The sequence below is a fragment of the Embleya sp. NPDC005575 genome (genome assembly GCF_040605455.1).
Classification (GTDB): Bacteria; Actinomycetota; Actinomycetes; order Streptomycetales; family Streptomycetaceae; genus Embleya.
This window is the reverse complement of sequence record NZ_JBEXCV010000129.1, coordinates 1-25873: the sequence shown is the minus strand read 5'-3', so window position 1 is coordinate 25873 and position 25873 is coordinate 1. Positions and strand designations below refer to the sequence as shown.

The window sequence follows — 25873 nt, the reverse complement described above, 5'->3', positions numbered from 1 at the left end:
CCTGACCCGCGCACCGCGACACCCGGCCCCGAAGAACCGGCCACCCACCCGCCCACCGGGTGCGCGTGGCCCGGTACTTCGGGGCCCTTCGCCGTTCCGGACCCGTCGACGGCGGTCGCCCGCGGAGCACCCGAGGTCGACCGGTTCGGCCCGGCGCCGAGTCGTGCCGTACGGGTCGTGCCGTACGGGTCGTGCCGTACGGCAGGACCCGTACAGGTCGCGTCGTCTCCGTCAGGGCGCGTGCCCGGCCGCGTCGTTCCAGGAGTCGCGCCCACGATGGAGGGCGGCGATCCGCGTGGCGCTGCTCGTGAGGCAGCTCGCGACGTCGCGCAGGTGGGACTTGCTGTACGACTCGGTCGACCATCCGAGGTCGTCCATGCCCTTGACGGCCAGGAGCAACTGCTCCGCCGCGGCGGCCAACCGCCCCGCCAGAGCGGCCATGTCCCCCGGGTCTCGCTCCATCGCCTGCCTCTTCCGATCGTCGAGTGGGCCCACGGCCCGAGCGCTTTCCTCGTCGCGGGCTGCGCCGCGTTGCGGGTAGGGGCAGCCGCTCATGACGAGGACCCCGGTGCCGTGGCACCGGGGTCCGGGTTGGGGTTGTCTCACCATCCACCGGCTACGAAGTCCGGTGTCGTTTCCGCACGGCTGCCGCACGCGGCAGGGGGGAGTGCGGGGGATCGCATATGCGTGACCGAAGACCACCTTCCGTTCGGATGGACCGCGGTGCCCGCTCGACCGAAGTGACCGACTGCGGGCTATCCGATGGCGTCTGGACCCTTCCCTTCTTCCTCTGACCTGCGTCTGCTTGTCGACGTGCTGCGCTTGCCTGCTTCTACTCCGCCGTCGGCCGAAACCCCTACGACTGCTCGGCCCCGACCTGCCCGACGGCCATGCCTTCCCTTCGTCGTCGGAGCCCTTCGCACACACCGGCCCCGACGATGTCCTACACGTTCCACTTCACGGGCAGTTCATCATCTGCCGCGCCTGTTCGACGTTTCCTTCGGCTTCGACATTGAGAAGACTAGCCACGTCGCGCGCGAATGTCTATCTCCGACGTGACAGATTTTCGCGAGTGTCGGCGCCCGTCGATGTCGGTGTCGCCGCGTGCCCCGTCGGCACTCTCGCCGGCGAGTCGCGACCGGGCCGAGAAGACAGGACAGCCCGGCAGAGGCGCTCGCCGGGCACCGAGATGCCGGGCCCCGGCGACCTCGGCCGGACCCGGCCGGGTCGGGTCGGGTCGGGTCGGGTCGGGTCGGGTCGGCGTCGAACTCGGCCGACGGGCGAGTACTTGCGGGTTTCGGGAGGAGCAGGCCCGGCGGTTTCGGCGGCGCCGACGTCGATCCGCACGGTGGCGCGCGCACATCGGAGCACCATGCCTCGGCGTCCTCCACCGGTCAGGGGTTCTCGTCCGCCCGAGTCTCGGCCGCGTCGCGCAGTTCGGCGTTCAGACGCAGGGCCTCTTCCAGTTGATCCTCGAGGATCACGATGCGACAGGCGGCGTCGACGGCGGTGCCCTGGTCGACGAGTTCACGGGCACGCTGGGCGATGCGCAACTGGTAGCGGGAGTAACGGCGGTGGCCGCCCTCGGAGCGCAGTGGGGTGATCAGACCGTAGTCGCCGATCGCGCGCAGGAAACCCTGCGAGGCGCCGATCAGTGCGGCCGCGCGGCCCATCGTGTAGGCGGGATAGTCGTCGTCGTCGAGCCTGTCGGCCCCGGTCGGAGTCGAGCCGGATGTGGGAGCCATCGGCGCCTCTCTTGAATTCACATCTGTCGGGGCTGCTTGTTCGGGAAACGCGTCGAGGGGCCCTGGTGCCGTACGGCACCAGGGCCCCGAAGAAATCCACACCATCCACCGACACCGACGTGTCGGCCTACTTGTTCCGCATCCGCCCCAACGAGCGGGGGTGCGGGGACCGCAGTTGCGTGACCGCGGACCACCTTTCGAACCGGCGTCTCCACGGATCCCACTCGGCCGGACAACCTCTACCGCGCCGAGCGGGCGATCCGGATGGCGTTCGCTCCTTCCTCTTCTGCCTTCGTCGTGCAACGTGTACTGCCACTGCGGGTACAACCGAATTGCAGGTACTGCCGGGTACTGCTCGTCCTGCACGGCGGCCCGTGGCCGCCCTCAGTTCTCCTCGGCCCGACAACCAGCCTCCGGAACCCTTGCCGAACAACTCACGGCCCCGGGACTCTGCTGTCGAACCCTCAACAACGCGCGCCAGTTCGTCTCTGTCGCGCCTCACTGATTCGCTTGGCTACGACAGGAAACATACCCAGCATCTCCAGCAATGTCTACCCCGGTCACGATAGATTTTCCAATTTCGTCGGATACGAAAACCGGCGCGTCTATCGCGAGCGACGACCGGCTGCTCGGAAACACCGTCGGGACGCCTCCAGATCCCGTGGTCCGGAAAGTCATCTCCTGCGCTCTGTGCCGCCCCGCAGGATCATGGAAGGGCGGGCGCGCAGGAACATGGAAGCGACCGGCGGCTGACCGACCCGGGCCCGATGCAACGCGACGCCGGGGAGCAAGCCGTGGGCACCAGGACGTCGCCCGCGTGCCGAGCGGCTCTACGAGCGTCCGGCTCGGCGGAAGTCGTCCCCGGCCCCCGATGGCCCGAGGAAGCGATCCCGGGCGCCCGGGCGTCGTGGGCTCACGGCGGCGGCGCGGCGAGGTTGCGAGAAAACCGGGGATCGAGGGGCACGGAGCACATCCGCCGTCCCGCGGTCGAGGAGGTTACATGTACGCCGCAATGACCCAGCCCGTCCGGCTGGAAGCCAGGCTCGAAGCGGAACCGTCCCGCTGGCTGTGGGTAGTGAAGTGGTTCCTGCTGATCCCGCACGCGATCGTGCTGTTCTTCCTGTGGATCGCCTTCTTCGTGGTCAGTATCGTGGCGTTCTTCGCGATCCTGTTCACCACCCGATATCCGCGCCCGCTGTTCGACTTCAACGTCGGTGTTCTGCGTTGGACCTGGCGCGTTTGGTACTACGGGTACGGCGGGCTCGGCACCGACCGCTATCCGCCTTTCGCCCTCGCCGAACACCCCGAGTACCCGGCGCGATTCGACATCGTCTACCCCGAACACCTGTCGCGTGGACTGGTGTTGGTCAAGTGGTGGCTGCTGGTCCTTCCGCAGCTCGTCCTGGTCGGGATCTTCACCGCCGGCGCCTGGCGTTGGGGCGGGCTCATTCCCGCGCTGGTTCTGTTCGCGGGCATCGCGTTGCTGTTCACCGGGCGCTATCCCAGGGGCATCTACGCGTTGGTGATCGGCCTCGACCGTTGGGTGCTTCGCGTGGTCGCCTACGAGGCCCTCATGACCGACGCGTACCCGCCGTTCCGCCTCGATCCGGGCGGCGCGGAACCGCAACCCGAACCGGGTCCCACCACGAGTGAAACGGCGAAGTAGCCCGCACTCGGCGCTCGCAGACCGCGGGCCGGGACTCAGGCCCTGCCGACGGCTCCGGACCGTACCCATGCGGAGCCGTCGGCGAGGTCGCGATCTCAGCGGCCCCGTGATGTACCGGCCGCGTCGATCGACCCGACACCACCCGAAAGACTACGCAGCGTAAGTGATATGATATTTTATGTGTGTAATTGGAGCCTCCGAGTCCCCTGCCTGGACACAATGGCGCTCGGGGCAGTGGCGATGACCGTTGTCCGTCCGTCCCCGGGAAGGCGCGTGATGGGCGAGACCTCGAATGCGAGCCGCCCGTTCGTCCTGCCGCGTCGGCGACGCATATCCCGCTGAACACGAGCGCGGGCGCGTAGACATCGAAGATCCGCCGACCATCCACGCAGCGTCGTGACCATCCGGTTGCCCGGGGCCATTCGGGGCCGTTCCTGATCCGCCGATGCCCTCCACCACACCTGCTCTCCAGCACGCGATCCGCCCTGTTCCGCACGCGCGCCCCAAGCCGAGGCAACCCGGTGGCCACGACCTCCGTGCGGACACCACCGGCGCGGTCCACGCGTTCACGCCCTCCGTCGGCACCGCCTGCGGGCCGCAAAGAAGCCGCGGCCCGCCCGGTAGCAGCCCGGCCGGTCCGCCCTCGGACCACTCGACCGACCCCACATCCGAAGACTCTCGTCCCCGCCTCAGGAAGTGCGATGAACGACACCAACGGCCAAGGCAACGGCGCCGGCCGCGCCGACCGGCAGACCTACCGGCAACTCGCGCGCGAACTGCTGCTCGTCGGCCCCGAACCCGCCAACGAAGACCTCAAACTGCGCTACCTCGACACCCTCATCGACAAGGGGCTGCAACCGCCGCCACAACGCAAACGCGTGCTGATCGTAGGTGCGGGCATCGCCGGCCTCGTCGCCGGCTCGCTGCTGACCAAGGCCGGGCACGACGTGACGATCCTGGAGGCCAACGCCAACAGGGTCGGCGGCCGGATCAAGACCTTCCACACCAGGAAGGGCGAGCCGTCCCCCTTCGCCGACCCCGCGCAATACGCCGAGGCCGGGGCCATGCGCGTACCGAGCTTCCACCCGCTCACCCTTGCGCTGATCGACAAACTCGGCCTGAAGCGGCGGCTGTTCTACAACGTCGACATCGACCGGGCGACCGGCAACGAAGGCGTGCGGGTACCGCCCGTGACCTACCGCTCCTTCACCGGTGAGGAGTGGACGAACGGCCCCACCAGTCCCGAGTTCCGCGAACCGGACAAGCGCAACCACACCTGGATCCGTACCAACCGCGAGCAGGCCCGCCGCGCCCGCTACGCCGAGCAGCCCTGCGTACTCAACGAGGGCTTCCACCTCAGCGGCTACGAATCGCGGGTGACGGTGGCACAACTGGTCCACGACGCCCTGGAACCGGTCCGGAACTACTACTCCGACCTGATCGACGGCCAACGGATCAACAAGCCCTTCGAACAGTGGCTCGACGGCTGGGCCGAGGTCGTCCGCGACTTCGACGGTTACTCGATGGGCCGCTTCCTGCGCGAGTACGCGGGGTTCAGCGACGAGGCCATCGAGGCGATCGGCACCATCGAGAACATGACCTCGCGGCTGCACCTGGCCTTCTTCCACACCTTCCTGGGGCGCAGCGACATCGACCCGAAGGCCACCTACTGGGAGATCGACGGCGGCAGCCGGCTGCTCCCGGAGGCCCTCGCGAACGATCTGCGCGACCAGATCGTCATGGGCCAACGCATGGTCCGCCTCGAATACCGCGACCCCGATCGCGACGGCTCGGCCGCCGGCCGGAGCCTCGTGGAACCCGGCGGCGACGCGGTCGTCATCCAGACCGTGCCCGAGGACGCCCCCTACGCCGAACCGCGCACCTGGACCGGCGACGTCGCGATCGTCACCATCCCCTTCTCCAGCCTGCGCTTCACCCGGGTGACCCCGCCGTTCTCGTACAAGAAGCGCCGCGCAGTCATCGAGACGCACTACGACCAGGCGACCAAGGTGCTCCTCGAATTCTCCTTCCGCTGGTGGGAGTTCACCGAGGAGGACTGGAAGCGCGAACTCGACGCCATCGACCCCGGCCTCTACGACTACTACCAGCGCCTGGGCGAGGACCCCGCCGAAGCCGCCCTGTCCGCCCCCTCGGTCGCGCGCGACCTGCCCACCGGACTGCTCGGCGCCCACCCGAGCGTCGACGAATCCCGGATCGACGCCGAGCAGGTGGCCTACTACCGCAACACACCGCTGTACGACGCCGGTGTGCGACCCGCCACCAACGCCTACGGCGGCGGCTCCACCACCGACAACCCCAACCGCTTCATGTACTACCCCTCCCACCCCATCGCCGGCAGCCCCGGCGGGGTCGTGCTGGCGAGCTACTCGTGGTCGGACGACGCGGCGCGCTGGGACTCGTTGGAGGACGCCGAACGCTACGGCTACGCGCTGCGCAACCTCCAGTCCGTGCACGGGCTCCGCATCGAGGTGTTCTTCACCGGCCGGGGCCGGACCCAAAGCTGGCTGCGTGACCCCTACGCGTTCGGCGAAGCCGCCGTGTATACGCCGCATCAGATGACCAGCTTCCATCTCGACGTGGTCCGGCCGGAGGGTCCCGTGCACTTCGCGGGCGAACACGTCTCGCTCAAGCACGCCTGGATCGAGGGCGCCGTCGAAACGGCCGTACGCGCCGCCATCGCCGTCAACGGCGCACCCGTCCCCGTCCGGCACGTCGCCGCCGCCGAACCCACCGAGCCGGTGCGCCACGCACCGGCGGGTGTGGACGGATCCGCACAGCCCCACCGGATTCCCGAGGAGATGCCCGCGTCATGACCACCACTCAGGACTGCACGGTCGCCGAATACCTCGCGATCAGACTCGAACAACTCGGTGTCAAGCACCTGTTCGGTGTTCCGGGCGACCTCCTCGGCCCGTTCCTGACCACGATGCACGCCAAATCCGCGGTGCGCTGGGTGGGCACCCCCACCGAGGTCGGCGCCGGGTACGCGGCCGACGCGTACGCCCGGGTCACCTCGGCCGACGCCGACCTCGCGCAAGGCGAGCAGGGCGTGGCCGCGTGTGCCGTCACCTACGGCGTGGGCGCGTTCAACCTGCTCAACCCGATCGGCGGCGCCTACGCCGAATTCGTGCCGGTAATCGCGATCAACGCCGCGCCCAGCAACGAACAGTGGCTCAACCAACGGGCGATCGGCCTGCTCACCACCCACATGATCCAGCGCCCCGAAAGCAACCTCGAAGTCTACCGGCAGGTCACCGTCGATGCCCAGGTGATCTCCAACCCCGGCCTGGCTCCCATCCAGATCGACAGCGCGATCACCGCGTGCCTGTCCCACCGCCGACCGGTCTACCTCGAAGTCATGGCGGACGTGTGGTCGGCCCGGTGCCCCGCGCCGCAGGGACGCCTGACCAGGCGCGAACGGCCGTTCACCGAGGCGAACCGACGCATGCTCGCCAAGGCAGTCGCGGCGACCGTCGAACTGATCCGCACGCGAGGCAACCCGATCGTGTGGGCCGGCGAGGAGATCGACCGCTTCCGGCTCTCCGACGAACTCACCGCGCTGGTGCGCGAGACCCGTATCCCGTTCTGCACCACCATCGGCGCCAAGGCCGTCGTCTCCGAGGAGACCCCCGGCTATTCGGGCGTCTACAACGGCAAGGCCAGCGACCCCGACGTGTACACGATGTTCCACGCCGCCGGCTGCCGCATCGGCCTCGGCTCGTGGGCGACCTCGAAGAACCTCGGCGGCGAACAGTCGATCGGCGCGGACTGGGCCGTCGCCGCCCACGAGGGGGTCAACGTCGGCGCCTCCTACTTCCCCGACGTGCACCTCGAACGGTTCATCCCGGCCCTGCGCGAGGCACTGAGCGCGGAGTTCGGGGCGGGCGTCTTCGCCGCCGACTACTTCGCCCAGGCACACGCGGCGGGCCTGGACGTCCCGGACACCACCGCCGCCTACCTGGCGGGCCTGGTGGGCGGCGACTACCCGACCGACCTGACGTACGACAGCTTCTTCCGCCACGTCAACGCCTTCCTCCGGGACCAGGACAGCGGCCCGCCCGGAGCTCGCGTCAACCCGTTCACCGTGGTCTCCGACGCCGCATTCGCGCTGATCGGCTCGATGAACCTGCACATGGTCGAGCGCGCGTCCTACGTGGCTCAGAACAGCTGGCTGTCCATCGGCTACGCGGTCGGGGCCGCCTCCGGCGTGGCCCTGGCCAGGCAGGAGCCCGAGAAGCGGCCCCTGGTGTTCGTCGGCGACGGCTCCTTCCAGGAGACCTGCCAGGAACTGTCCACCCAGGTCCGGCACGGACTGCGCCCCGTCGTGTTCGTACTGGACAACGACGGGTTCTACGGCATCGAGCAGATGCTCGTACACCCCTGTTATTACGCGGAGAACCCGTCCGAGGGCGCCGAGTTCTACAACGACCTACACGTGTGGCAATACGAGCGACTCGCCGACGTCTTCGGTACCGACAAGCACCCGATGACCGGCGTGAGCGTACGCACCCACGCCGATTTCGAGACCCTTCTGGCCAAGATCACCGACTCGGACCACTCGATCAACCAGGGCCCGATCCTGGTCCGGGTGCTGCTCGACCGGCGCGACTACCCGAGGGCGATGCAATACAAGATCGACGAGAACTGCCGGTAGACGCAGGCAATGACCGGCTCCGAGCCCATGAGTCAAACGGACCATGGGCCGGGTCGGTATCCGATGGCCTCTCGGAGAAGCAGCACGGACATCGCGCAAGCACGGCCTCCCGGGCGGCCTTCCGCCCGGCCGGGCCGACGCCCCGGGACGCGATGAAGCCCAGGTCAGCGAGCTGACCTGGGCTTCGTTTCGGGTGTCAACGTCCGACCTCCGGATCCTCGAGGGTCGGGCGGGGGCTCGGCGGGTCAGCGGATTCGCACTCGGCCTTCGGTGAACCGGGCGAACGCCTGGTCGATGTCCGAGATCGGCGAACGGAGCGCCTCCTCCGGAATCCCCAGCATGCCCTTGGCGCGGAACATCCTGGCTTTGGCGCGGCGCTCGCGTGGCTCGGTGGGAAGTTCCACGACGACTCCCGGCGAGGTCGCGGTGACCCCGGCTGCGAGATCCAGAACGAGCGCCGTCCGGCCGAATCGACGCACCAGGCGAACCCCCGCGAGCGCCGACCAGGGCACCAGGAACGGCCCGAGAAGCGAGTTGGTCGCGCACCACACACCCTCGGTCGACATGCGGATCGCCACCGGGGGAAGCCCGTTCGCGTCCCACGTCGCGCGTCGACGCCGCCCCTCGAGGAACTGCCGTCGCCCGGCAACGATCAGCAACAGCCCGGAGGCCAAGGACAGCAGCAACGGCCACGTGGCCGTAAACGGGAGGCCCAGGCCGAGAATGACCCCGAAGCACATCACGACGATGAGCACCCCGCCGGACACCGTTCCCCAGGAGCCGACGTGATGGGCGCGCAGGATTTTGGCCCGTGAACTCGCCAGCCAGGCGTGGTCGATCTCGGCCGCGTACTCCGGGTACTTCGGCACGACTTCCGGTTCGGGCAACATCTCCTCAGTGTCGCCTGCGCGTTCGACCGAACCAAGTTCCGCCACCCCCTGACCCCGCGCCCGACCCGCCGAGGCCCGGTCACTGGAGCAGGCCGTGGTCGTGGGCGCGGATCGCGGCAGGAGGTTGTCACCCGAGCCGGGCTCCGGGCCCGGAGAGTGCGGGTCCGCGATGCGTGATCGTTGGGGTGCCCTGGGTGCGGCCGGGTGCCCCGGTGCCGCCCATCGCCGCCTCGTGACACGCAACGGGCACGTGGACGATCGCGGGGGCGGATCCAGGCTGCCGCAGCCGCCACCCAGTGCCACGATGGAGTGGAGGGGTCTTTTCGCCCGGCGATTCAGGAAGGCGATCATGGGCCGCGAGTATCACTTTCATTGCGAGCACGCCGGCTGCTCGGTCACCGTGGACCTGCGGATGGGCGGGACGCGGGAGCTGGATGTCCTCGTGAACGGGAAAGAGGTCGCCGCCGCCCGCGTCCACGGCCACCACGCCCGGACGCAGGTGATGACCGCGATCCTGCCCACCGACCCGCCTCGCGGCATCGAGGTCGAAGTGACGCTCCCAGGCGCTCTCGGCGGCGATCCGGTAAGCATCCTGCTCGCGGGCGGCGAACGCAGGCCCATGCCCGCTCGGGAGGTGCCCCGTCGGTCGCGACCGACGGAGGCGTCCTGGTACTCCTGACCGCGTCGGGGCGCCTGACAAGGCCTGTCAGTGACGGCCTGGGCCGCCCGAAACGTCCGTCGGCCATTGTCCAAATCCGGCGTCCCGCTCGAGTTGTCCACCGGCCGCTGCCCCGGTTCGGCGCCGTGACGCCGCGCGGGCGGTGTGCAGGGGCGCCTGACGGCTACCGCGAACCGCGGCCTTCGCCAAGGCCCGCACCAGTGCCGACGCATGGACGCGCGCCGAGAGTGCCCAGTCGGTGGCCGGCAGCGGGACCGTCGCCGCCCGCATGCCGTCCTCGGGTTCCGTGGGTGGGTGTGCGGCCGGGTCCCAGCCGTTGAAATCGCCCACTACGCTCACCGGCCCGGCCGGCGCGTCCGCGGGCAGCACGAACACAACCTTCATCGTGTCCTTGCGACAGGTGCGTTTGGGCATCGGCGTCTCACTCCTCTGGTACGCCGGGCACATCCGTAGCATCGTCCTGCCGCGCCCCGGGCGCGGACCCACTGCCATGCCGACCCGGATGCCGGATTCACCCGCACAGCCCCCGACCCGGCATCGGCGCAGGGCTGCCACATGCCTCAAGCACCGCGCAGACAGGACGCCGGTCATTTGGGCGCTTTGCGGAGGCCCGAGCCGGAGTCGATAATGCCGGCGCCATGCTCGCCGAGCGCCGGGAAGGTCGGCTCGGACGGTGGCGCGCCGGGATTCCGGTCTCGTGCGTATCGGAGTCCGCCGGGCCTGGTCAGTGGTGGAAGGCGGCGCGGTTCGCGTCGTGCGGGTGGCCGTCGTCGAGTTGCTTGATGGCGCGGCGCATGTCATCGGCGAGGAGTTCGATCTCGTCGCGGTCGACGCCGTGGCGAACGAGTACCCGCTGGATGACGGTCTCCTGGCGGTCGGGCGGCAGCGGGTAGGAGGGCACCTGCCAGCCGCGCATCCGGAGCAGGTCGGAGAGGTCGTACAGGCTCCATCCGACCGAGTCCGGGTCGGCCAGGGTGTAGGAGACGGCCGGCAGCGCTCCCGCCCCGTCGTAGAGCAGGGTGAAGGGGCCCATGTCGGCGATCTGCCGGGCGAGGTGCTGGGCCGTGTGTGCGCACGCCTCGTAGACCCGCCGGTACCCCTCCCGGCCCAGGCGCAGGAACAGGTAGTACTGGGCGATGACTTGCCCGCCGGGGCGGGAGAAGTTCAGGGCGAGGGTGGGCATGTCGCCGCCGAGGTAGCTGACGTGGAAGACGAGGTCGGGGGGCAGGGCGGCGGCGTCGCGCCACAGGGCCCAGCCGACGCCGAGCGGGGCCATACCGTACTTGTGGCCCGAGGAGTTGATCGAGGCGACGCGCGGTACCCGGAAGTCCCACGTCAGGTCGGGGTGTAGGAAGGGGGCGATGAACCCGCCGGAGGCCGCGTCCACGTGCACGGGGATGTCGAGGCCGGTTTCCGCCTGGATCCGGTCGAGTTCGGCCGCGATTTCGGCGACGGGCTCGTACGTGCAGGTGTAGGTGACGCCGAGGATCGCCACGACGCCGATGGTGTTCTCGTCGACGTAGTGGCGCAGTTGGTGCGGTTCGAGCCCGGTCGCGCCAGGCTCCACGGGGACTTGGCGCAGTTCGACGTCGAAGTAGCGGGCGAACTTCTCCCAGCACACTTGTACGGGCCCGCACACCAGGTTCGGCCGGTCGGTCGGCAGGCCCGCATCGCGCCGGCGGTTGCGCCACCGCCATTTCAGGGCGAGGCCGCAGAGCATGGCGGCCTCGCTGGAACCGGTGGTCGAGCAGCCCACGGCGTTGCCCCCACCGGTGGGCGCGTGCCACAGGTTCGCGAGGATGTTGACGCACCGCGACTCGATCTCCGCGGTCTGCGGGTACTCGTCCTTGTCGACGATGTTCTTGTCGAGGCACAGGTCCAGGAGGCGGCGCACTTCGTCGTCCGCCCAGGTGGTGCAGAACGTGGCGAGGTTCTGCGCGGCGTTGCCGTCCAGGAGCAGCTCGTTGCGCAGCACCTGGAAGACGATGTTCGGGGGCGTCGGGAGTTCGGGCATGGCCCGCTTGGACAAGGGGCGCTCGCTCAGCGGGGAAGCGAAGACGTCGTCGGCCGGGCCACCGGCCTGTTCCTTGGCCTTGTGCAGAGCCATTGGAAAACCTCTCATATTGCAGTATTTTTAGCCTTTTACGAACAGTAAGGGTGAATACCGATACCCGATAGCGGGCATACTCCGCCCGGGCCGTCGCCGGGCGGCCGTCGGGTGCTGGTCGCCGCCGCGCCAATGGCGTGCGGCCACGGCGGACGGGGACGCAGGCGCGGCGGGCCTGGGGGTGAGCCCACGGTCGAAACACGACCGCCCTTCGTGGCCTACCGGTTGCTCCGTTGTGGGCCGGTGCACAGGGCCCAGATGACGGCCAGGTCAAGGGCGATCACGACGATCGACCACACCGGGTAGTGGGGCAGCCAGACGAAATTCGCGACCATGCTCAGCCCGGCCAGGGCTACGCCGATGATGCGGGCCCAGAGCGCGCCGCTGAACAGGGCGATGCCGGCGAGGAAGATAACGATGCCCAGGCACAGGTGGATCCAGCCCCAGCCGGTGGTGCTGAACGAGTAGGAGTAGTTGCGCGTATTGACGACGATGTCGTCTTTGGCGATGGCGGCGATTCCCTGCAATACCGCAAGGGCGCCGCCGAAGACCATCAGAACCGCGGCGAAGACGGTCCAGCCCGAGGGCGATCCGGCCCTGACTCCGTGACTTTCGCTCGTTCGTTGCGAGTGGGTGGTCATCGTGGGCCTCCTACGCGAGGAAGTGGTGCGTGGGGACGATCCCCTGCTTCCACACTGACCCGATCGGCAGGACTCGGCGACTCGGTCGCGCGGGGACATTGCGGTTGGAGACGCCCGCTACCGCCACGAGGCGTGGTCCGCCCTGGTCGGTTGCGCCGCTGTGGTACCACCAAGGTGCTCGCGTCGACAGGCGGTTCCAGGCTCGGAAGAGGAGCCGGAAACCTCACGGCTGCGGACGTGGCCATGACGCCTCAGCGCACCCAGGGCGTCCTCGTCGCCATCGCGTCGAGCCCTCGACACGGCCCGAGTCGTGGCGGCGGCCACATCGCCGGAGGTTCCGGGCATCGAGACCACCGCCGCCCTGGGATCCGAGAACCGACGCATCGGCTTCGTCGCCCGCCGAGCGCGGCGCCGGTGGCGGCGCGGGAACGGCACGGATCCGATACACGCCGGCGACTCCGGGAGCCCCATCCGGAAACCTGCGACCTCGTGAATCTCGTCCCGAGGCGACAACCGCTCGCTCGCGCTACCCGTCGTCATCGTCCGTCGACGGCGGCTCGTCGTCATCGAAGATCCATCGGTCGGCGTCGCTTGTTACCGGGATCTCACGATGCGCGGTACCAGGCTGCTTGAAGACCTGGACGGGCCAACCGGCGTACCAGATGTAATCACGCCGGATCAGGATCGGGTCCAGCAGATCCCGGACGGCGCCGAGGCGTTCGTCGGTCAGCGTGGAGACGGTCTTCGCGCCACGGACAAGGAGCGCAGGCGCGTGGGTACCGGCATCGACGGGTTCGGCGGTCAGCCCGAGTTCTCGACAGCGCTCCTCGACGGCCCCGACGCCGCCCAGCGCCGCGACATGTCCCTTGCTCAGCAGATTGCCCCAGTGGTAGCCACGAGGGTTGCGATCGGCTCGGGACTCGCCCTCTTCTTCCCGGATCGGGTAGTAGCACTCGTACGGCGGCGACCGCATGTCCTGTGGCCAGTAGCCGAGCCCGATCCCCGCCCACACCGCTGCGGTCGGGGCGGAGATGCGCGACATGATCCGAGCCCAGGCTGCCCCGCCCTCGTCGACGGACGAGCCGGCCGCCTCGAAGAGATGACGCGTCGTACGCAGCCGCCCGTTCCACCGCGACTGGTCCCACGCCGACGACTCGACCGTCAATACCAACGACGAGTGCGGCCGATCGTCAGACGGCCACGTCCACATCGCGAACAGGCGAGCGGAAGTGCCGAGGCCGAACACCGAAGCCGCCTTCTCGATCCCCGGGCCGGAGAACCGGTACACCGAGGGACTGTCCATCGACAAGCCGGACGACAGCTGTTCTCGGTGCAACTGCGCGCCCACTCGGGCGAGTTCCTCCTCGATCACTTCCACGACCGCTCGGGCCGCCTCCCCGGGACGTCGAGGGTCCGAGTGCGAGGTCCAGAACAACCCGAGTTCCGGCTCCGGCGGGGTCCGCCCTGCCGCGGTCGCCCGCGCCACATACCACGCGACTCCGTCGGCTTCGCGCCTCAACATCGCTGGAGCTCACTCTCGTTCCTCGTCATCGAAGTCAAGCAGCCAAGGCGAAGATCCCCCGGGTGATTGCCGTTCTGGCCACGACGGGCGCGGTTACTTCCGGTGCCAGCACCAAGCCCGTCACCACCGCGGCCAGGGTAAGCCCCTGCTTCCAACTCAGCTTGGGCTTCCCGCCCTTGCCACCCCCGTCGCTGTGCTCGCGACCAATCGTCGGTACCGGCGCCGGTTTGGGCGGGAGTGGGAAAGGATCAGGATCCATGACGCTCACCGCCTGAACCGCGACCCGAGTCATGGCCTCCAGCGCCGAGGTGTCGGCCCCCCGGGCATTGCCCACGGCACGAAGCGGTGCGCTGCTCTGCGCGGACAGCACCGGATAGCACGTGAGAATCTCCTTCTCCGTGCCGGCCAGGGCTGCGGCGTATTCCTTGACGCTCGGCCAACCGTTGATGAGCCGTGTGTGATTGTTCATCTGGAACTTCGTATACAGGATGATGCCGTCGTACGTCGGCATTCCGTGGAGCGAGTGGTTCTCCTGCGCGTCCGGCGAAGCGTAGGTGGCCCAGTCGCTCGCGTTGAAGATGGTCACCATGGACCTCTCCTGCGGCCAGTATCGGAACTGGGTCAGGACCGGTTCCCCGTACACGGTTCCGCGACCGGTCTCGGTTTCGATCGCACGCATGTAGCCGGCGAGTTGCGATTGATGGTCCAATGCCCCGTCGCCGTAGGCGGACTTGACATCCCATACCGCGTAGCCGGGCCCCCGAGGGGTCGGCACGAACCTGGCCACCAGGTCGGGTTCGCCTTTGCCGGTGTGTCCCCCGCCCCCGCTCGCCAGTACCCACTGCTTGGTCCGCCAGCCCCGGCGACCGTCCAGCGCGGCGTAGACATTGCGTGCCCCGTACTTGGCGACCTGCTGGTCGGCTGCCATCCCCAGGGCGAAGTTGTGCGCCTTCGTGTTGCCGGGCATGTACCTGCCGTTCGGCGCACCGGGCACCTGCGGTGTCTGTCCGGATCGGTCGTCGAGGTCGAGCGGCTTGTTGTCGGTGTAGACGTAGCCGGAGACCGACGGGTCGACACGACCTCGGGTCACCGGGTCGCGGCCGAGGAACCGTCCGGTGCTCGGGTCGTACTGGCGGGCGCGCAGGTTGTATGTGCCGCCGTCCGCGTTGATCATCTGGCTGTCGAAACCGATTCCGGTCGACCCGATCAAAGCCAAGTCGACGGTCGGGTTACCGAAGGGGTCGTAGTCCACCGAGGCGATCCCGCGTGGCTGACCGCTTGCGTCCGCGGTGTCGGTGACGCTGTCCTGCCAGTCGTGCAGGAGATACGTGGGGCCGGCGGCGGACGACGTGGACGAGACTCGGCCCAGGGGATCGTGCATGTAGTCGGTGGCACCGCCGACTTCCGTGCGGGTCGCAAGCAGGGGCTGGTTGTTGTTGGTGTCCCAGGCCAAGGTGGCGGTGTCGGTACCGCGTTGCTCGGTCGCCCGGTTGTCGAACGCGTCATAGGCATAGGTCACGGGAGCGCCGGTCGCCATGGTCTGCGACGTCATGCGGTTGGCGGCGTCGAAGGCGCGGGTCACGGGGCTGCGCTGGGAACCGGTCGGCGGGGTGGTGGCGGTCTGGTTGCCGTCCGCGTCGTAGCCGTAAGTCGTTCTGCCGTCGGGATCGGTCGAGGCGGTGAGTTGGTCCGCCGCGTCGTAGGTGTACGTGGTGGTACGGGGAGCGCTGTGCGCAGAACTCGTGGCCTGAGTCGCGCGGTTGCCGACTCGATCGTAGGTGTATGTCGTACCGGGCAGGTTCGCAACGCCGCTCGTGCACAGACCATTCGATCCTGCGGCAGGGCAGGCCGACGCCAAGCGCCCGGCGGGATCGTAGGTGTACGTCGTGGTGTAGTCGAGTCCGTTGTGCTTGGTGACGGCTGCGGTGGCCGCACCGGCAGGATCCCGACTGATCTGCCAACTCGCGAGCGGGGTGCCGGACCGCGTGCTGCTCGTCGCGCTGAGCCGGCCGGCGGGATCATAGGCGAACGCCTCTGCGGCCCCGGTGCCGGTCGGATACGTGGTACTCGTCAGGTTTCCGGCGAGGTCGTAGCCGAAGGTCGTGGTCTTGCCGCCGGTGGTTTGGGCGGTCGTCCGGCCGTCGTCGTCATAGGTGTAGCCGATGCGGGTCGTGTCCGGGTAGGCGCGTTGCAAGAGGCGGCCGGCCGGATCGTATGTGTACGCGAAAGCACCGCCGGCGGGGTGGGTCACACTGGTCATCCGACCGTCGTCGTCGTACCCGATGGTCCGGCTGCCGGTCCCGTCGACGGCGATCGTCATCCGCCCGGCCGGATCGTGAGTGAAGGACTTGGCGGGAGTTCCGTCCGAGTAAGTGGTTCCCACCAGTCGACCGGAGGCATCGTAGCCGTTGGTCGTGGTTTGCCCGCGGGCATTGAGGATGCCTGTGCGATTACCGTTCGCGTTGTAGCTGTACGTGATACTCCGGCCGAGCGGGTCGGTTTCCTTACTCATCCGGTCGGCCGCGTCGTAGGTGTACGTGGTGGTGTGGTCGTTGGCATCGCGCCGCGTGAGCAGGTTGCCTACCGGGTCGTAGCCGGATGTGGTGGTCGCGCCTGCCGGGTCGGTGACCGAGATCGGCCGATTCACCGCGTCATAGGTGTATGTGGTGTTGCGGCCGTTGGGGTCGGTGACCCTGGTCTTGCGGTCCGCTCCGTCGTAGAAGGTCGCGGTGACGCCGCCGAGGGGGTCGGTTTCCGTGTTCCGATTGCCGGCCGGGTCATAGCCGAACGTCGAGGTGTAGCGGGCGGGGTCGGCACCGGAGGCGTTTCCGCGTGGATCGGTGGAGCCGACGGTGCGTCCGTCGAGGTCGTATCTCCAAGAGGTGATCGCCCCGGACGGGTCCTTTCGGGTCAGGGCGCGGCCGAGCGGGTCGCGACCGTACGTGGTGGTCTTGCCCACTTGGTCCGTGACGGTCGCGAGCCGATTGTTTCGATCGTAGGTACTCGTCACGGCCGCGCCGCCGGGGCTGCGGGTCTCGACGACATTCCCGACCGCGTCGTAGGTGGTGGTCGTGGTGTGGCTCAGGGCGTCCGTGACGGTCGTGGGGCGACCGTTGGCGTCGTAGCCGGTGCGGGTGACCGCGCCGGTCGGTTCGGTCGTCGTGGTGCGATGGCCGTCCGGGTCGTAGCCGAAGCGGAAGGTGTGCACAGCCGGCGTCGCCCCCGGCGTGTTGCCTCGCGGAGTCGTGGTCGAGACCCTGCGGCCGGCCGCATCGTAGGTGTGCGTGGCCCGGTTGCCGAGCGGGTCGACCACGGCGAGCACCCGGCCGGCCGGGTCGAACTCGCTGGTGGTCTTGTGGCCGTTGGGATCCGTGCCGGCGATGGGCCGATCGGCCGCGTCGTAGGCGGTGGTGGTGACCCCACCCGCGGGGTCGGTGATCGCGGTCAGCAGGCCGGATCCGTCGTAGGTGTACGACGTGCGATGCCCCAGCGGATCGGTGATCGTCAAGAGATTGCCCGCCGGGTCATAAGCCCGTGTGGTGGTGAACGCGGGCTTGTCGGCGCCGGGTACGTTGCCGCGCGGGTCGGTGGCGGTGAGGACCTGGCCGTTGGCGCTGTACGTCCATGACGTCACGTTGCCCAGACCGGAGGTCTCCCGGAGTTCACGGCCCTCGACGTCGTAGTCACGAGTACTGGTGGCGCCGGTCGGGTCCGTCTGGGTGCGAAGGCGACCGGCCGCGTCGTACGTGTACGTCGTGTCCTTGCCGTCCGCGTCCGTGGACTTGACGAGGTTGCCGTCGGCGTCGAAAGTCGCCGTGCTGCGCCGGCCGAGCGGATCGATGGTGGCGACCGGTCGATCCAGCACATCGACGACCGTACGGGTGATGTTGCCGAGCGGGTCGGTCGTGGCGAGCACGTTGCCGTTCGCGTCGTAGGCGTAGTTCGTGGTGAACGCCGCCGGGTCGGCACCGGGCACGTTGCCGCGTGGGGTGGTGCTCGACACGAGCCGCCCGGAGGCGTCGTAGCGGTAACTCGCCCGCCCCCCGGCCGGGTCGGTGACCGAGACCACTTCGCCCTGGAGGTTGTGGACGGTGGTCGTCACGCCGCCGTTGGGATCGGTCTGCGAGATCGGCCGGTTGAACGCGTCGTACGCGCGCGTGTGGGTGTTGCCCAGCGGATCGCGTAGCGCGGTCGGGTTGCCCGCGGCGTCGTAGGAAGTCGTGGTGGTGTGCCCGTTCGGATCGGTACTCGTCTTGACCCGGCCGGCCGCGTCGTAGGTGTACGTGGTGGTGAAAGCGCCCGGGTCCGCGCCCGGAGCGTTGCCCCGGGGGTCGACGCTGGTGAGCAACCTGGCCGCGGCGTCGTAGGTGAACGTGGTGCGGTTGCCGAGCGGATCGGTCTTGGTGACGAGGTTGCCGGCCGGGTCGTAGGTATTGCCGAAGACGTTGCCGGTGGCGTCGGCGACGGTGGCCACCTGACCGCCGGGTGTGTAGGTGAGGCGGGTGGTTCCGCCGGACGGGTCGGTGGAGGAGACCACGCGATGAGCGCTGTCGTAGGTGTTGGTGGTGACACCGCCGCGTCCGTTGGTGTAGGTCAGGACGTTGCGATCGGCGTCGTACGTCCAGGACTCGACGTGGCTCAGGGGGTACGGCGCCGTGCGGGTCAGCAGGTTGCCCGCGGCGTCGTAGGTCATGGAGGTGGTGTTGCCGTTCGGGTCGGTGATCCCGGCGAGGTTGAGCCGTTCGTCGTAGACGTAGCGGGTGGTGCCGCCGTCGGCGGAGGTGTGGCCGATCAAGACGTTGTCGACGTAGTAGTCCTTGGACGTGCGCCCGTCGACGTCCGTTGTCGTCGCGACCTCGTTGGCCGGATCCCACGCGATGTGCGGTTGTGCGCCGCCGGGTTGGGTTTGGTCGATGACGCGGCCGGAGGGCTCGTAGGCGTTTCGGACCTGAATGTTCCCCAGCGGATCGGTGACCGAAGTCAGGCGGTTGTCGGCGTTGTACGCGTAGGTCGTCGTCGCGCCGGCGGGATCGCGAACGGTCGTCAGCCGGCCCGCCGGGTCGTATCCGTAGAGCGTCGCCCGGCCGTCGGGCATCGTGAGTTTGGTGAGCCGTCCGGAAGCCGGGTCGTGTTCGAAGTCGACGCGTCGGCCGCCGCTGTCGGTCGCGGTCGTCAGGGTCGAGCCGGTATAGCCCAGGGTGAGCCCGCGTCCATTGCGGTCGAACAGCGTGGTCAGTCGACCCGTGGGGTCGAAGCGGTCGACGCGGGAATCCGGAAACGTCAACGTGTAACCGCCCCCGGCGTCGGCGGCCGATGCCAGGCTGGACAGCACCCCTGGTGGTGGCACGTACGATCCGTCGGCGCGCTTGACGAACACGGCCTTGGCGCCGTCCTCGGCGGTGACGGTGACGTCCCCGTTGGGAGCGAAGGACAACGACGCGCTGTAGGGATCGCTCCAGCCGGAGCCCAGCATGCCCGTCGTCGGGGCCGCGATCGATCCACCGGCGGCACCTTGGCCGGCGGAGTTGTAGGTGCGTCGAAAGTCGAAGGTGAGACCGACACCGGGCACGACGGCATCGCGGACCGTCGTCGTATAGGAGCCGGTCGCCGTGTTGACGCCGGTCCCGGCGAATGTCTGAAGCGGCGCGCCGCCCCCGAGGCTGGTGGTGCACGTACAGCCGAGTGTCCGTTCGGGTATCACGCCGACCGCACCGGTCAGCACGTCCACGACCGCGATGTTGGACGAACACCCCCGGGCGCCCGTGGCCCGGAACGATGTCGCGCAGTCGGTACGACCCAGCATGTTCGCGGACATCGTCCCGAAGACGATCTTTCGGGCCGTGCTGTCGACCGCGCTGGATATGTAGGTTCCAGATTCGAACAGCCAGGGCTCGGCCAGGGCGCCGTTGACCTGGGAGGCGACGGTGATTCGGCCGGAGGCGATGTCGACGACCAGGCTTTGCGGAGTGTAGGGCGCCTCCACGCGCGCGAGTGTCGCGCCCAACGACTTTCCATCCCCGGAGATGTTCCATTCCAGGATGGCCTCGGAGTTGACGAACTGGATCGGAGCGGCGAGCGGGGCATCGGGATCGAGCTTGTAGAGCTTGCGCTCATTTCGCTCGGGGAAAGCCAGCGTCATTTCCGCCACCGCTGTTTTTCCGTCGTCGCTCAGCCCCACCTGACTGGGAGACCAATCCCCGTTCTGGGGTGTGGGCGCCATCCAAACGCTGGTCGCCGTCGTGCCGTTCTCCGCGAGGTCGGTACGGACCAACTCTCGGCCTTTGAGCTGAGGGGAGCCGTTGCTGATGGCGGAGAAGCCGACCAGACTCACGATCCGACGCCCGTCGGCAGAGACTCCGGGCTTGGTCAACCATTCGGACGGAGCCGCACATTGGGGCGTCGCGTTGGGCAGACCGGTCATGTTGAGCGGCACACGAATGAGACGGTTCTCGCGTGTGTCGAAGCGGTAGAGATCGGCTCGGGCGACCTTCGGCGCCCAAGGAATCGACTCGACACACGTGTGGTGATCCGCCATATCAAGGTTGTCGTGGACTTCGAAGACGAGGTAACGGCCGTCCTTGGTGAGGGCGGGCGGGGCGACGAGACCAGCCGTCGGGGTGCCGGCGGCGTTCGCGCTGGCGAGCGTCGCCCGTCCGGTGTCGGCGCGCCAGACGTAGAGGCTGTTGCCTCCATAGGAGGCGAACGTGTTCCCGTCGTAACTGGCCACGCCGTGCACATAGCGCGTGGGCATGGTCATGTTTGTGGTGTCGTAGTTCCAGACGACGCGCTTTTCACCGGTCGCTGTGTCGTAACGGGTCCAGCTGTTCTCGGTGACTCGTTGAACCACTCCGCTCGGGGTCAGCAATGCGGCGTACGTCCGGTAGAAGACGTAGCGACCGTCGCCCGATATGGTCGGTGTATGTCGCTCTTCCGCATAAAGGGAACCCGGCGGCGGTACCTGTACAGCCGGCCCCAACTGCGGCCTACCGGTCGGCTTTCGGTAGGTGCTTTTCGGGGTGGCGCTTGCCGCGAAGGCGGTTCCGGCGCCTGTGGTGACCACGTTGGCCGCTTTGACGGAGAACGTGTAGGCCCGTTCGTTGTCGAGTCCGGAGAAGAGCGCGTTCTGCGCGGTCACCGCCTGGCTCGTGTCGCCGGCCGGGCCTCTGGCGGTGACCACGTATGACGTGACGGCGCTCCCACCATTGTCGGCGGGGGCCGACCACGTCACGAAAATCCCCTTGTTGGCCGGATAGCTGGTCACCGCGGCCGGAGGGCCGGGCGCCGCCGCGGGAGTCGTGTAGGCGGAGTACCAGGCAGGCCCGGTGCCCGCGCTGTTGGTCGCGGCGACGCCGAAGTAGTACTTCGTCCCGTTGGCGAGCCCGGTGACGGTCGCCGACCGAGGGGTCGCCGCCACCACCATCGGGGTTCCGACGACGGCGTTCGCGGAGTCGTATGTGGTGATCACGTAGCCGGTCACGGGCGAGCCACCATCCTCGACGGGAGCGGCCCACTCGACTCGGGCCTGCCCCGTACCCGGCTGCGCGGTCACGCCGGCCGGCGGCGCCGGCTGCGGTCCGGCCCGGGGCGTGAAGTCTGCGGAAATGGCGGAATAGCCACCGTAGTTCGAGCGATTGACCACGTACACGCGCAGCCGGTACACCGCGCCCACGACCAGTTGACCGATCGTGGCCGTGGTCGCCGGCGCGGCGACGTACACATAGCGCGAGGTGGCGTCGGACACCCGGTAGACCTGGATGCCCGCAGTGGTGATGTCGTCGCCGCCGTCGTCGAGAGGCATCTTCCAGTCCACTTTGACCTGGGCGTTTCCCGCCGTCACGACGAGATCGGTGACAGCGGCCGGATAGGTGGCCGGCCGAGGCTGTACCGCGTTGCTCGCGGCCGACGCGGGACCGGTCCCGATCACGTTGGTCGCGGTGACCGCGAAGGTGTAGGTGGTGCCGTTGGTCAAACCGGTGACCAGGACGCCGGTGCCGGTGGTCGTGGCGATGGCCCCGCCGGGGCTCGCGGTCACGGTGAACTTGGTGATCACGGAACCGCCGTCGGAGGACGGCGCGGCCCAAGTGACCTTCGCGCCGCCGTTTCGGGACAACGCTGCCGCTGCGGTGGGCGCACCCGGCACGGCCGCCGTCACTCCCGTGGCGGAGTCCGACCGCGGTGCGGCCGGCGGCGGGGACGACGACTCCCGCGAGAGCGGTGGCCCAGGCAAGGCGAACGGCTGGGCATCGGATATTCGGCGGTCCGCGTCGAGTTGGATTGCGTCGTCTACCGGGATATGGATGCCCTGCGGACGCTGTTCGGCAATTACCACCTTTTCCGGTTTTTCATCCGCCGGGCCTGCGACTTTGCCATCATGATCAATTTCGGGCGGTTGCGGCGCCGGCAATAATGGAACCGGAGGAGGCGCCTCCGTCTTGACGCGCGGAGTCGATGCCGGGGCCGGGCGGTCAACCGGTCGATCAATCTTCGCCGGCACTTTCGGCGCCTCGACGGCATTTACCGCGCCGGGGCCGGCGGCCAGCAGGGCAAGCGCAACCGAAGTAACCAGAACCGAACTCCAACGCACGAACCCCACCGCCCCTCGGCACCTCTGGCGAAGCACCGAACTCATGGTTGTCGTTCCGTCATGGGAGTTACGTTCTACCGCCCCACTGCGGCCGTGGACAAGCAGATGGATGGCAAATTAAAAAATGGTCGATCAGGTCGGGAATCGAGCCAAGACTCGGAAAGCGGAATACTGGATTTCCCTACCGGGGCGCATATCGTGAGCATGACCCATAATTTCGTATTTGGCGGCGATGTGGGTATCCAACGGATACCTGCCGATCCGCGACAAGTGAGATGACGGCCTCCCGGGAAGGGCCTCGAAGAGCGTGTGACAGGACGGCACCAGGTAGCGCGCGCAGCGCCATCGCCTCGATGGGAGGCTGCCTCTCCGGACTGGTGGTCCGCTGCGCGCGGGAAGGATCCGGTAGGTGAACGAGAGGTCGAGGGCGACGCCGATGACCGGGACACCGCGATGGCCACGGCCGCGCCCGCCGTAGTCGATCACATTCTCAGGATCGGCGGCCGGGGGGATACGTGGCTGCGGCAATGGCGGCCCTGGCGACGGTGCCCCAGAGCGTCATTCCGTCCTCGCCGCAGATCGCTGCCAAGACCGCAGGCGCGGGAATCTTGGCTCCGCTACACCGCCGCGGCGATGTAGTAGCGGGGGCCGGGGGTTGCGGCGACTACGCAGCCCGGCTCGTGTTTCTCGACCCGGATCTCGGGGTTGCTGTCGTAGTCGGAGGCGGCGAGCCGTCCGGCGAGTTCGATGATGGGGCCTGCGCCGACGGAGACGTCGCCGCCGGTGGCCGCAGGGACGAGGACCTGTCCACCGTTCGCGGCGGTGGCGTGGCCGACGAGGTCGTAGAGCGTGGTCATACCGCGAATCTGCCGACCCGGTCGGGCGGCCGGGTAGGGAAACGTGGAATCTTCAGCTTTCCTTCACGTTTTCGCCCGCGGCCTCCCGCGCCCAGTGCAGCGCGACGACCGCCTCGCGCGCCTCGGCCTGGAGCCGGGCCACTCGGCGCGCCACTGCTCGTGTTCGGCGTCCCACGCCTCCCGCTCGGCCTCGTCCTCGGGCGCGGGCTTGAGCCTGGTCAAGTGTGGGGGGTGTCGTGCATCCGCCCGACGCTACCGGCCGGGTCCGACACCGGGCCGGTGAGCGCGGCCGGCGATCGGGCGGCTCAGATCGAGACGAGCTTGAGCATGGTCACCACGAGCACGCTGCTGCTGATCTCGTACTCGGTGATCACGCCCCCGAGGCACGCCGACCGCCGGTCCTTGTCGCCGCGGATGGCGGCGCCGTGGGCGTAGGGGTTGCGGGCCATGAAGCTGACGGCGGAGTCGAAGTCGCGGCGGACGTTCGCAGGCAGCCCGTTGTACTCGCTGCGGGCCCGGTTGGAGTACTGCACGTAGTAGCTGCTCATGGCTCCACCGGCCTCCCCTGGGCGTCGACGACGCCGGTGAGGTCGCCGGAGCGGATGCGTTCGGCGTCGGCCTGGATGCGCGCGTGCTCCTCGGGGGGGATGGCCCAGTGGATGGCGATGGCGGCGAGGTCGCGCAGGGCGGCGTTGTTGATCTCTTTGTCGAAGGCGTCGCGCTGGTCTGCGGGGAGGGCTGCGCGGATGTCGGCAAGGGTGCCGGGGAGTTCGGTGGGCACGCCGTCGATGGTGGTGGTGATGGTCGGCCGGTCGGGGTCGCGGAGGTCGTCGTCCATGCGGACAGCGTGGCACCGCGCGGCGGGTGTTCGGTAGCCGGCGCACACGGGCGGAGTACGCGACCCGGTGTGCGCCCTGCGGCTCCGGGGCCGCCGCCACCGTGTGGGTGGGGGATCCGGTCGCCCGGTTCCGGCCTGGCCCGGCAGCTGCAGGGTGCGTCGATGCCAGGGCGTCAGAGTCCTCGGAGCCGGTGCAGCATGAGGAGCGCGGCCACCGCGTTCGCGGAGCGGACCTCGCCACGCGTGATCATGTCCGGCACTTCCTTGAGCGGCACCCACTCGACCCGATCCGACTCGAACGCGTCCTCGGGCTCGCCCACGTGCTCACCGCTGTCCGACCAGTAGACGTGGTGGACCGCGTCCGAGAGGCCGTTCGAGGGTTCGACGCTGAGCAAATGCCGGAGCGCGTCGGGGTCGTCCTTGAGGAAGCGGGCGGCCGTGTCGATCGCCGCCTCGCCCCAGACGATCGCGTTACCTCAAGCACCGTCCAGCCCGAGCCGCGAACGCACCTCGTCGTGCGGAACACCCGTCGTCGCCTGCTCGGCCTGCCGAGCCCGGTACTGGGCCAGGGTGAGGGCGTCCTCGAGGTCGGCGAGCTCCTGTGGGTTGATGAGCACGGCGGCGGCCTGGCCGTGGTCGGTGATGGTGATGCACTCGCGGGCGCGTGAGAGACCGTTTGATCTCGGACTTTCCGGGTGGCAATCCGTTGGACGACCACCGGCCCCGGAACGGGGGCGGCCGTAACGGGCTGCTCCTCGTCCCGTCGCCCAAGGACGGGCGTCGCCCTCGAGGAGGGCTTGGTCGCCGCGGTCGGTGCCGGCGCTCGGAATGTTCGGACCGCCCTTCGCGCGCACGCGCGAGGGACGGGTCCGGAGCCGCCGGCTGTGTCGGGTCGCCCGACCGCCCCTCGCGCGACGCCCCTGTATGCGGCGGGCCCGTGATCGAGCGTCGCCGTGGTCTTGTCCGAGCATGACGAGCATCGGGCGATCGATCCCCGCCGAGTTCGCGGCGCGGTGGGCAGCGGACCTGGAGCACGACGAGAGCGCCGGGTCGGAACGGCCCGCCTCGTCCGCCCCCGTGAAGCCACCCGCTGGGACCGCGGGGAGCCCGTACGACCGACTTCCCGTCAACCTAGCGGGCGAGGCCGTCCACGCCTCGGGGACGCACCTTTCCCTGTCCCGGTCCGTTCGGGTGAGATCAAGGTCGTCGGCGGATGGGGAATGCGACCCGTCCACGGGGTTGCCGAGCGCGGGCGATTGGACCGGAGCTGCTCGGGATCGGTGGTGTGGGAGGGCAGGACGAGTCGGGAGGCGGGTCGCGTCACCGTTCCCCGCAATACCCCATCAGCGGGGCTGGTTGGTTGTCGGAGTCGGCGATGCTGTCGGAATCCGTGCTACGTTGATGTCAGTTGCAGTTGTGGTACCCATGAACTTTGTGTGCACCTGACGGGCGTGATCCGTGGGTGCATTTTTTGTTTGCCGGTCATCTCCGGGATGGGCTCCTTGCGGCGACGCGGAATCGCACAACGTGGATTCCGGTACTGCCCCCCAACGAAGGAGAACGACATGGCATCAACCACTGGCACCGTGAAGTGGTTCAACGCGGAAAAGGGCTTCGGCTTCATCGAGCAGGACGGCGGCGGCCCCGACGTCTTCGCCCACTACTCGAA

At 68.7% G+C, this 25873-nt stretch carries 17 protein-coding genes and 2 pseudogenes; 6 read left to right on the top strand and 13 right to left on the bottom strand.

Annotated features, from left to right (window positions below):
• Positions 1–231: 231 nt before the first annotated feature.
• Both ABZS54_RS31965 and ABZS54_RS31960 read right to left on the bottom strand, forming a co-directional pair.
• Positions 232–462, bottom strand: coding sequence for a hypothetical protein (locus ABZS54_RS31965; RefSeq protein WP_355543959.1), 231 nt, complete (start codon positions 460–462; stop codon positions 232–234).
• Positions 463–1394: 932 nt separating this feature from the next.
• Positions 1395–1745 (bottom strand): MerR family transcriptional regulator, encoded by a 351-nt coding sequence (locus tag ABZS54_RS31960; protein WP_355543956.1) that lies wholly within the window; start codon positions 1743–1745, stop codon positions 1395–1397.
• A gap of 1000 nt (positions 1746–2745) precedes the next feature.
• Here ABZS54_RS31960 and ABZS54_RS31955 point away from each other — a divergent pair.
• The 3 genes from ABZS54_RS31955 (at position 2746) to ABZS54_RS31945 (ending at position 8086) form a co-directional block, all read left to right on the top strand.
• The gene (locus ABZS54_RS31955; protein WP_355543953.1) at positions 2746–3411 is read left to right on the top strand and encodes a DUF4389 domain-containing protein; all 666 of its coding nucleotides are present in this window, start codon (positions 2746–2748) and stop codon (positions 3409–3411) included.
• Positions 3412–4112: 701 nt separating this feature from the next.
• Positions 4113–6245: an FAD-dependent oxidoreductase gene (locus ABZS54_RS31950; RefSeq protein ID WP_355543950.1), complete on the top strand. Its 2133-nt coding sequence runs from the start codon at positions 4113–4115 to the stop codon at positions 6243–6245.
• Positions 6242–8086, top strand: a complete 1845-nt coding sequence (locus tag ABZS54_RS31945) for a thiamine pyrophosphate-binding protein (RefSeq protein WP_355543947.1) — start codon at positions 6242–6244, stop codon at positions 8084–8086. The genes ABZS54_RS31950 and ABZS54_RS31945 overlap by 4 nt, the downstream gene beginning before the upstream one ends.
• A gap of 245 nt (positions 8087–8331) precedes the next feature.
• Here ABZS54_RS31945 and ABZS54_RS31940 read toward each other — a convergent pair whose 3' ends face one another.
• Positions 8332–8976, bottom strand: a complete 645-nt coding sequence (locus ABZS54_RS31940) for a hypothetical protein (protein ID WP_355543944.1) — start codon at positions 8974–8976, stop codon at positions 8332–8334.
• Between the two features lie 349 nt (positions 8977–9325).
• On the opposite strand from ABZS54_RS31940, the gene ABZS54_RS31935 reads away from it, so the two are divergent.
• Positions 9326–9655, top strand: coding sequence for a hypothetical protein (locus ABZS54_RS31935; RefSeq protein ID WP_355543941.1), 330 nt, complete (start codon positions 9326–9328; stop codon positions 9653–9655).
• Positions 9656–10379: 724 nt separating this feature from the next.
• Here the strand turns inward: ABZS54_RS31935 and ABZS54_RS31930 are convergent.
• The 4 genes from ABZS54_RS31930 to ABZS54_RS31915 form a co-directional block, all read right to left on the bottom strand.
• Positions 10380–11762, bottom strand: a complete 1383-nt coding sequence (locus ABZS54_RS31930) for a glutamate decarboxylase (protein ID WP_355543938.1) — start codon at positions 11760–11762, stop codon at positions 10380–10382.
• A 218-nt stretch (positions 11763–11980) separates the two neighbouring features.
• Complete coding sequence (locus ABZS54_RS31925; protein ID WP_355543935.1) at positions 11981–12403, bottom strand: hypothetical protein; 423 nt, start codon at positions 12401–12403, stop codon at positions 11981–11983.
• A 526-nt stretch (positions 12404–12929) separates the two neighbouring features.
• Positions 12930–13781, bottom strand: coding sequence for a hypothetical protein (locus ABZS54_RS31920; RefSeq protein WP_355543932.1), 852 nt, complete (start codon positions 13779–13781; stop codon positions 12930–12932).
• A gap of 178 nt (positions 13782–13959) precedes the next feature.
• Positions 13960–22518 carry a fibronectin type III domain-containing protein gene (locus ABZS54_RS31915; RefSeq protein ID WP_355543929.1) on the bottom strand — a complete coding sequence of 2853 codons (8559 nt, stop codon included), beginning with the start codon at positions 22516–22518 and terminating at the stop codon, positions 13960–13962.
• 84 nt (positions 22519–22602) lie between these two features.
• Here ABZS54_RS31915 and ABZS54_RS31910 point away from each other — a divergent pair, with 84 nt between their 5' ends.
• Entirely contained in the window at positions 22603–22788 is a 186-nt protein-coding gene (locus ABZS54_RS31910; RefSeq protein WP_355543926.1) for a hypothetical protein, read from the top strand.
• 338 nt (positions 22789–23126) lie between these two features.
• Here ABZS54_RS31910 and ABZS54_RS31905 read toward each other — a convergent pair whose 3' ends face one another.
• The 6 genes and pseudogenes from ABZS54_RS31905 to ABZS54_RS31880 all read right to left on the bottom strand — a co-directional run.
• Positions 23127–23366 (bottom strand): hypothetical protein, encoded by a 240-nt coding sequence (locus ABZS54_RS31905; RefSeq protein ID WP_355543923.1) that lies wholly within the window; start codon positions 23364–23366, stop codon positions 23127–23129.
• 52 nt (positions 23367–23418) lie between these two features.
• Positions 23419–23541 carry a hypothetical protein gene (locus ABZS54_RS31900; protein ID WP_355543921.1) on the bottom strand — a complete coding sequence of 41 codons (123 nt, stop codon included), beginning with the start codon at positions 23539–23541 and terminating at the stop codon, positions 23419–23421.
• A gap of 130 nt (positions 23542–23671) precedes the next feature.
• The gene (locus tag ABZS54_RS31895) at positions 23672–23914 is read right to left on the bottom strand and encodes a hypothetical protein (protein WP_355543918.1); all 243 of its coding nucleotides are present in this window, start codon (positions 23912–23914) and stop codon (positions 23672–23674) included.
• Positions 23911–24204: a hypothetical protein gene (locus tag ABZS54_RS31890; protein WP_355543915.1), complete on the bottom strand. Its 294-nt coding sequence runs from the start codon at positions 24202–24204 to the stop codon at positions 23911–23913. The genes ABZS54_RS31895 and ABZS54_RS31890 overlap by 4 nt, the downstream gene beginning before the upstream one ends.
• A 173-nt stretch (positions 24205–24377) precedes the next feature.
• A pseudogene (locus ABZS54_RS31885) lies at positions 24378–24641 on the bottom strand (NUDIX hydrolase); the annotation flags it as partial.
• Between the two features lie 39 nt (positions 24642–24680).
• Positions 24681–24872 (bottom strand): annotated as a pseudogene (locus tag ABZS54_RS31880) (type II toxin-antitoxin system prevent-host-death family antitoxin); the annotation flags it as partial.
• Between the two features lie 897 nt (positions 24873–25769).
• Here ABZS54_RS31880 and ABZS54_RS31875 point away from each other — a divergent pair.
• Positions 25770–25873 (top strand): cold shock domain-containing protein (locus tag ABZS54_RS31875; protein WP_355543962.1); only part of this gene is annotated, 104 nt, incomplete at its 3' end.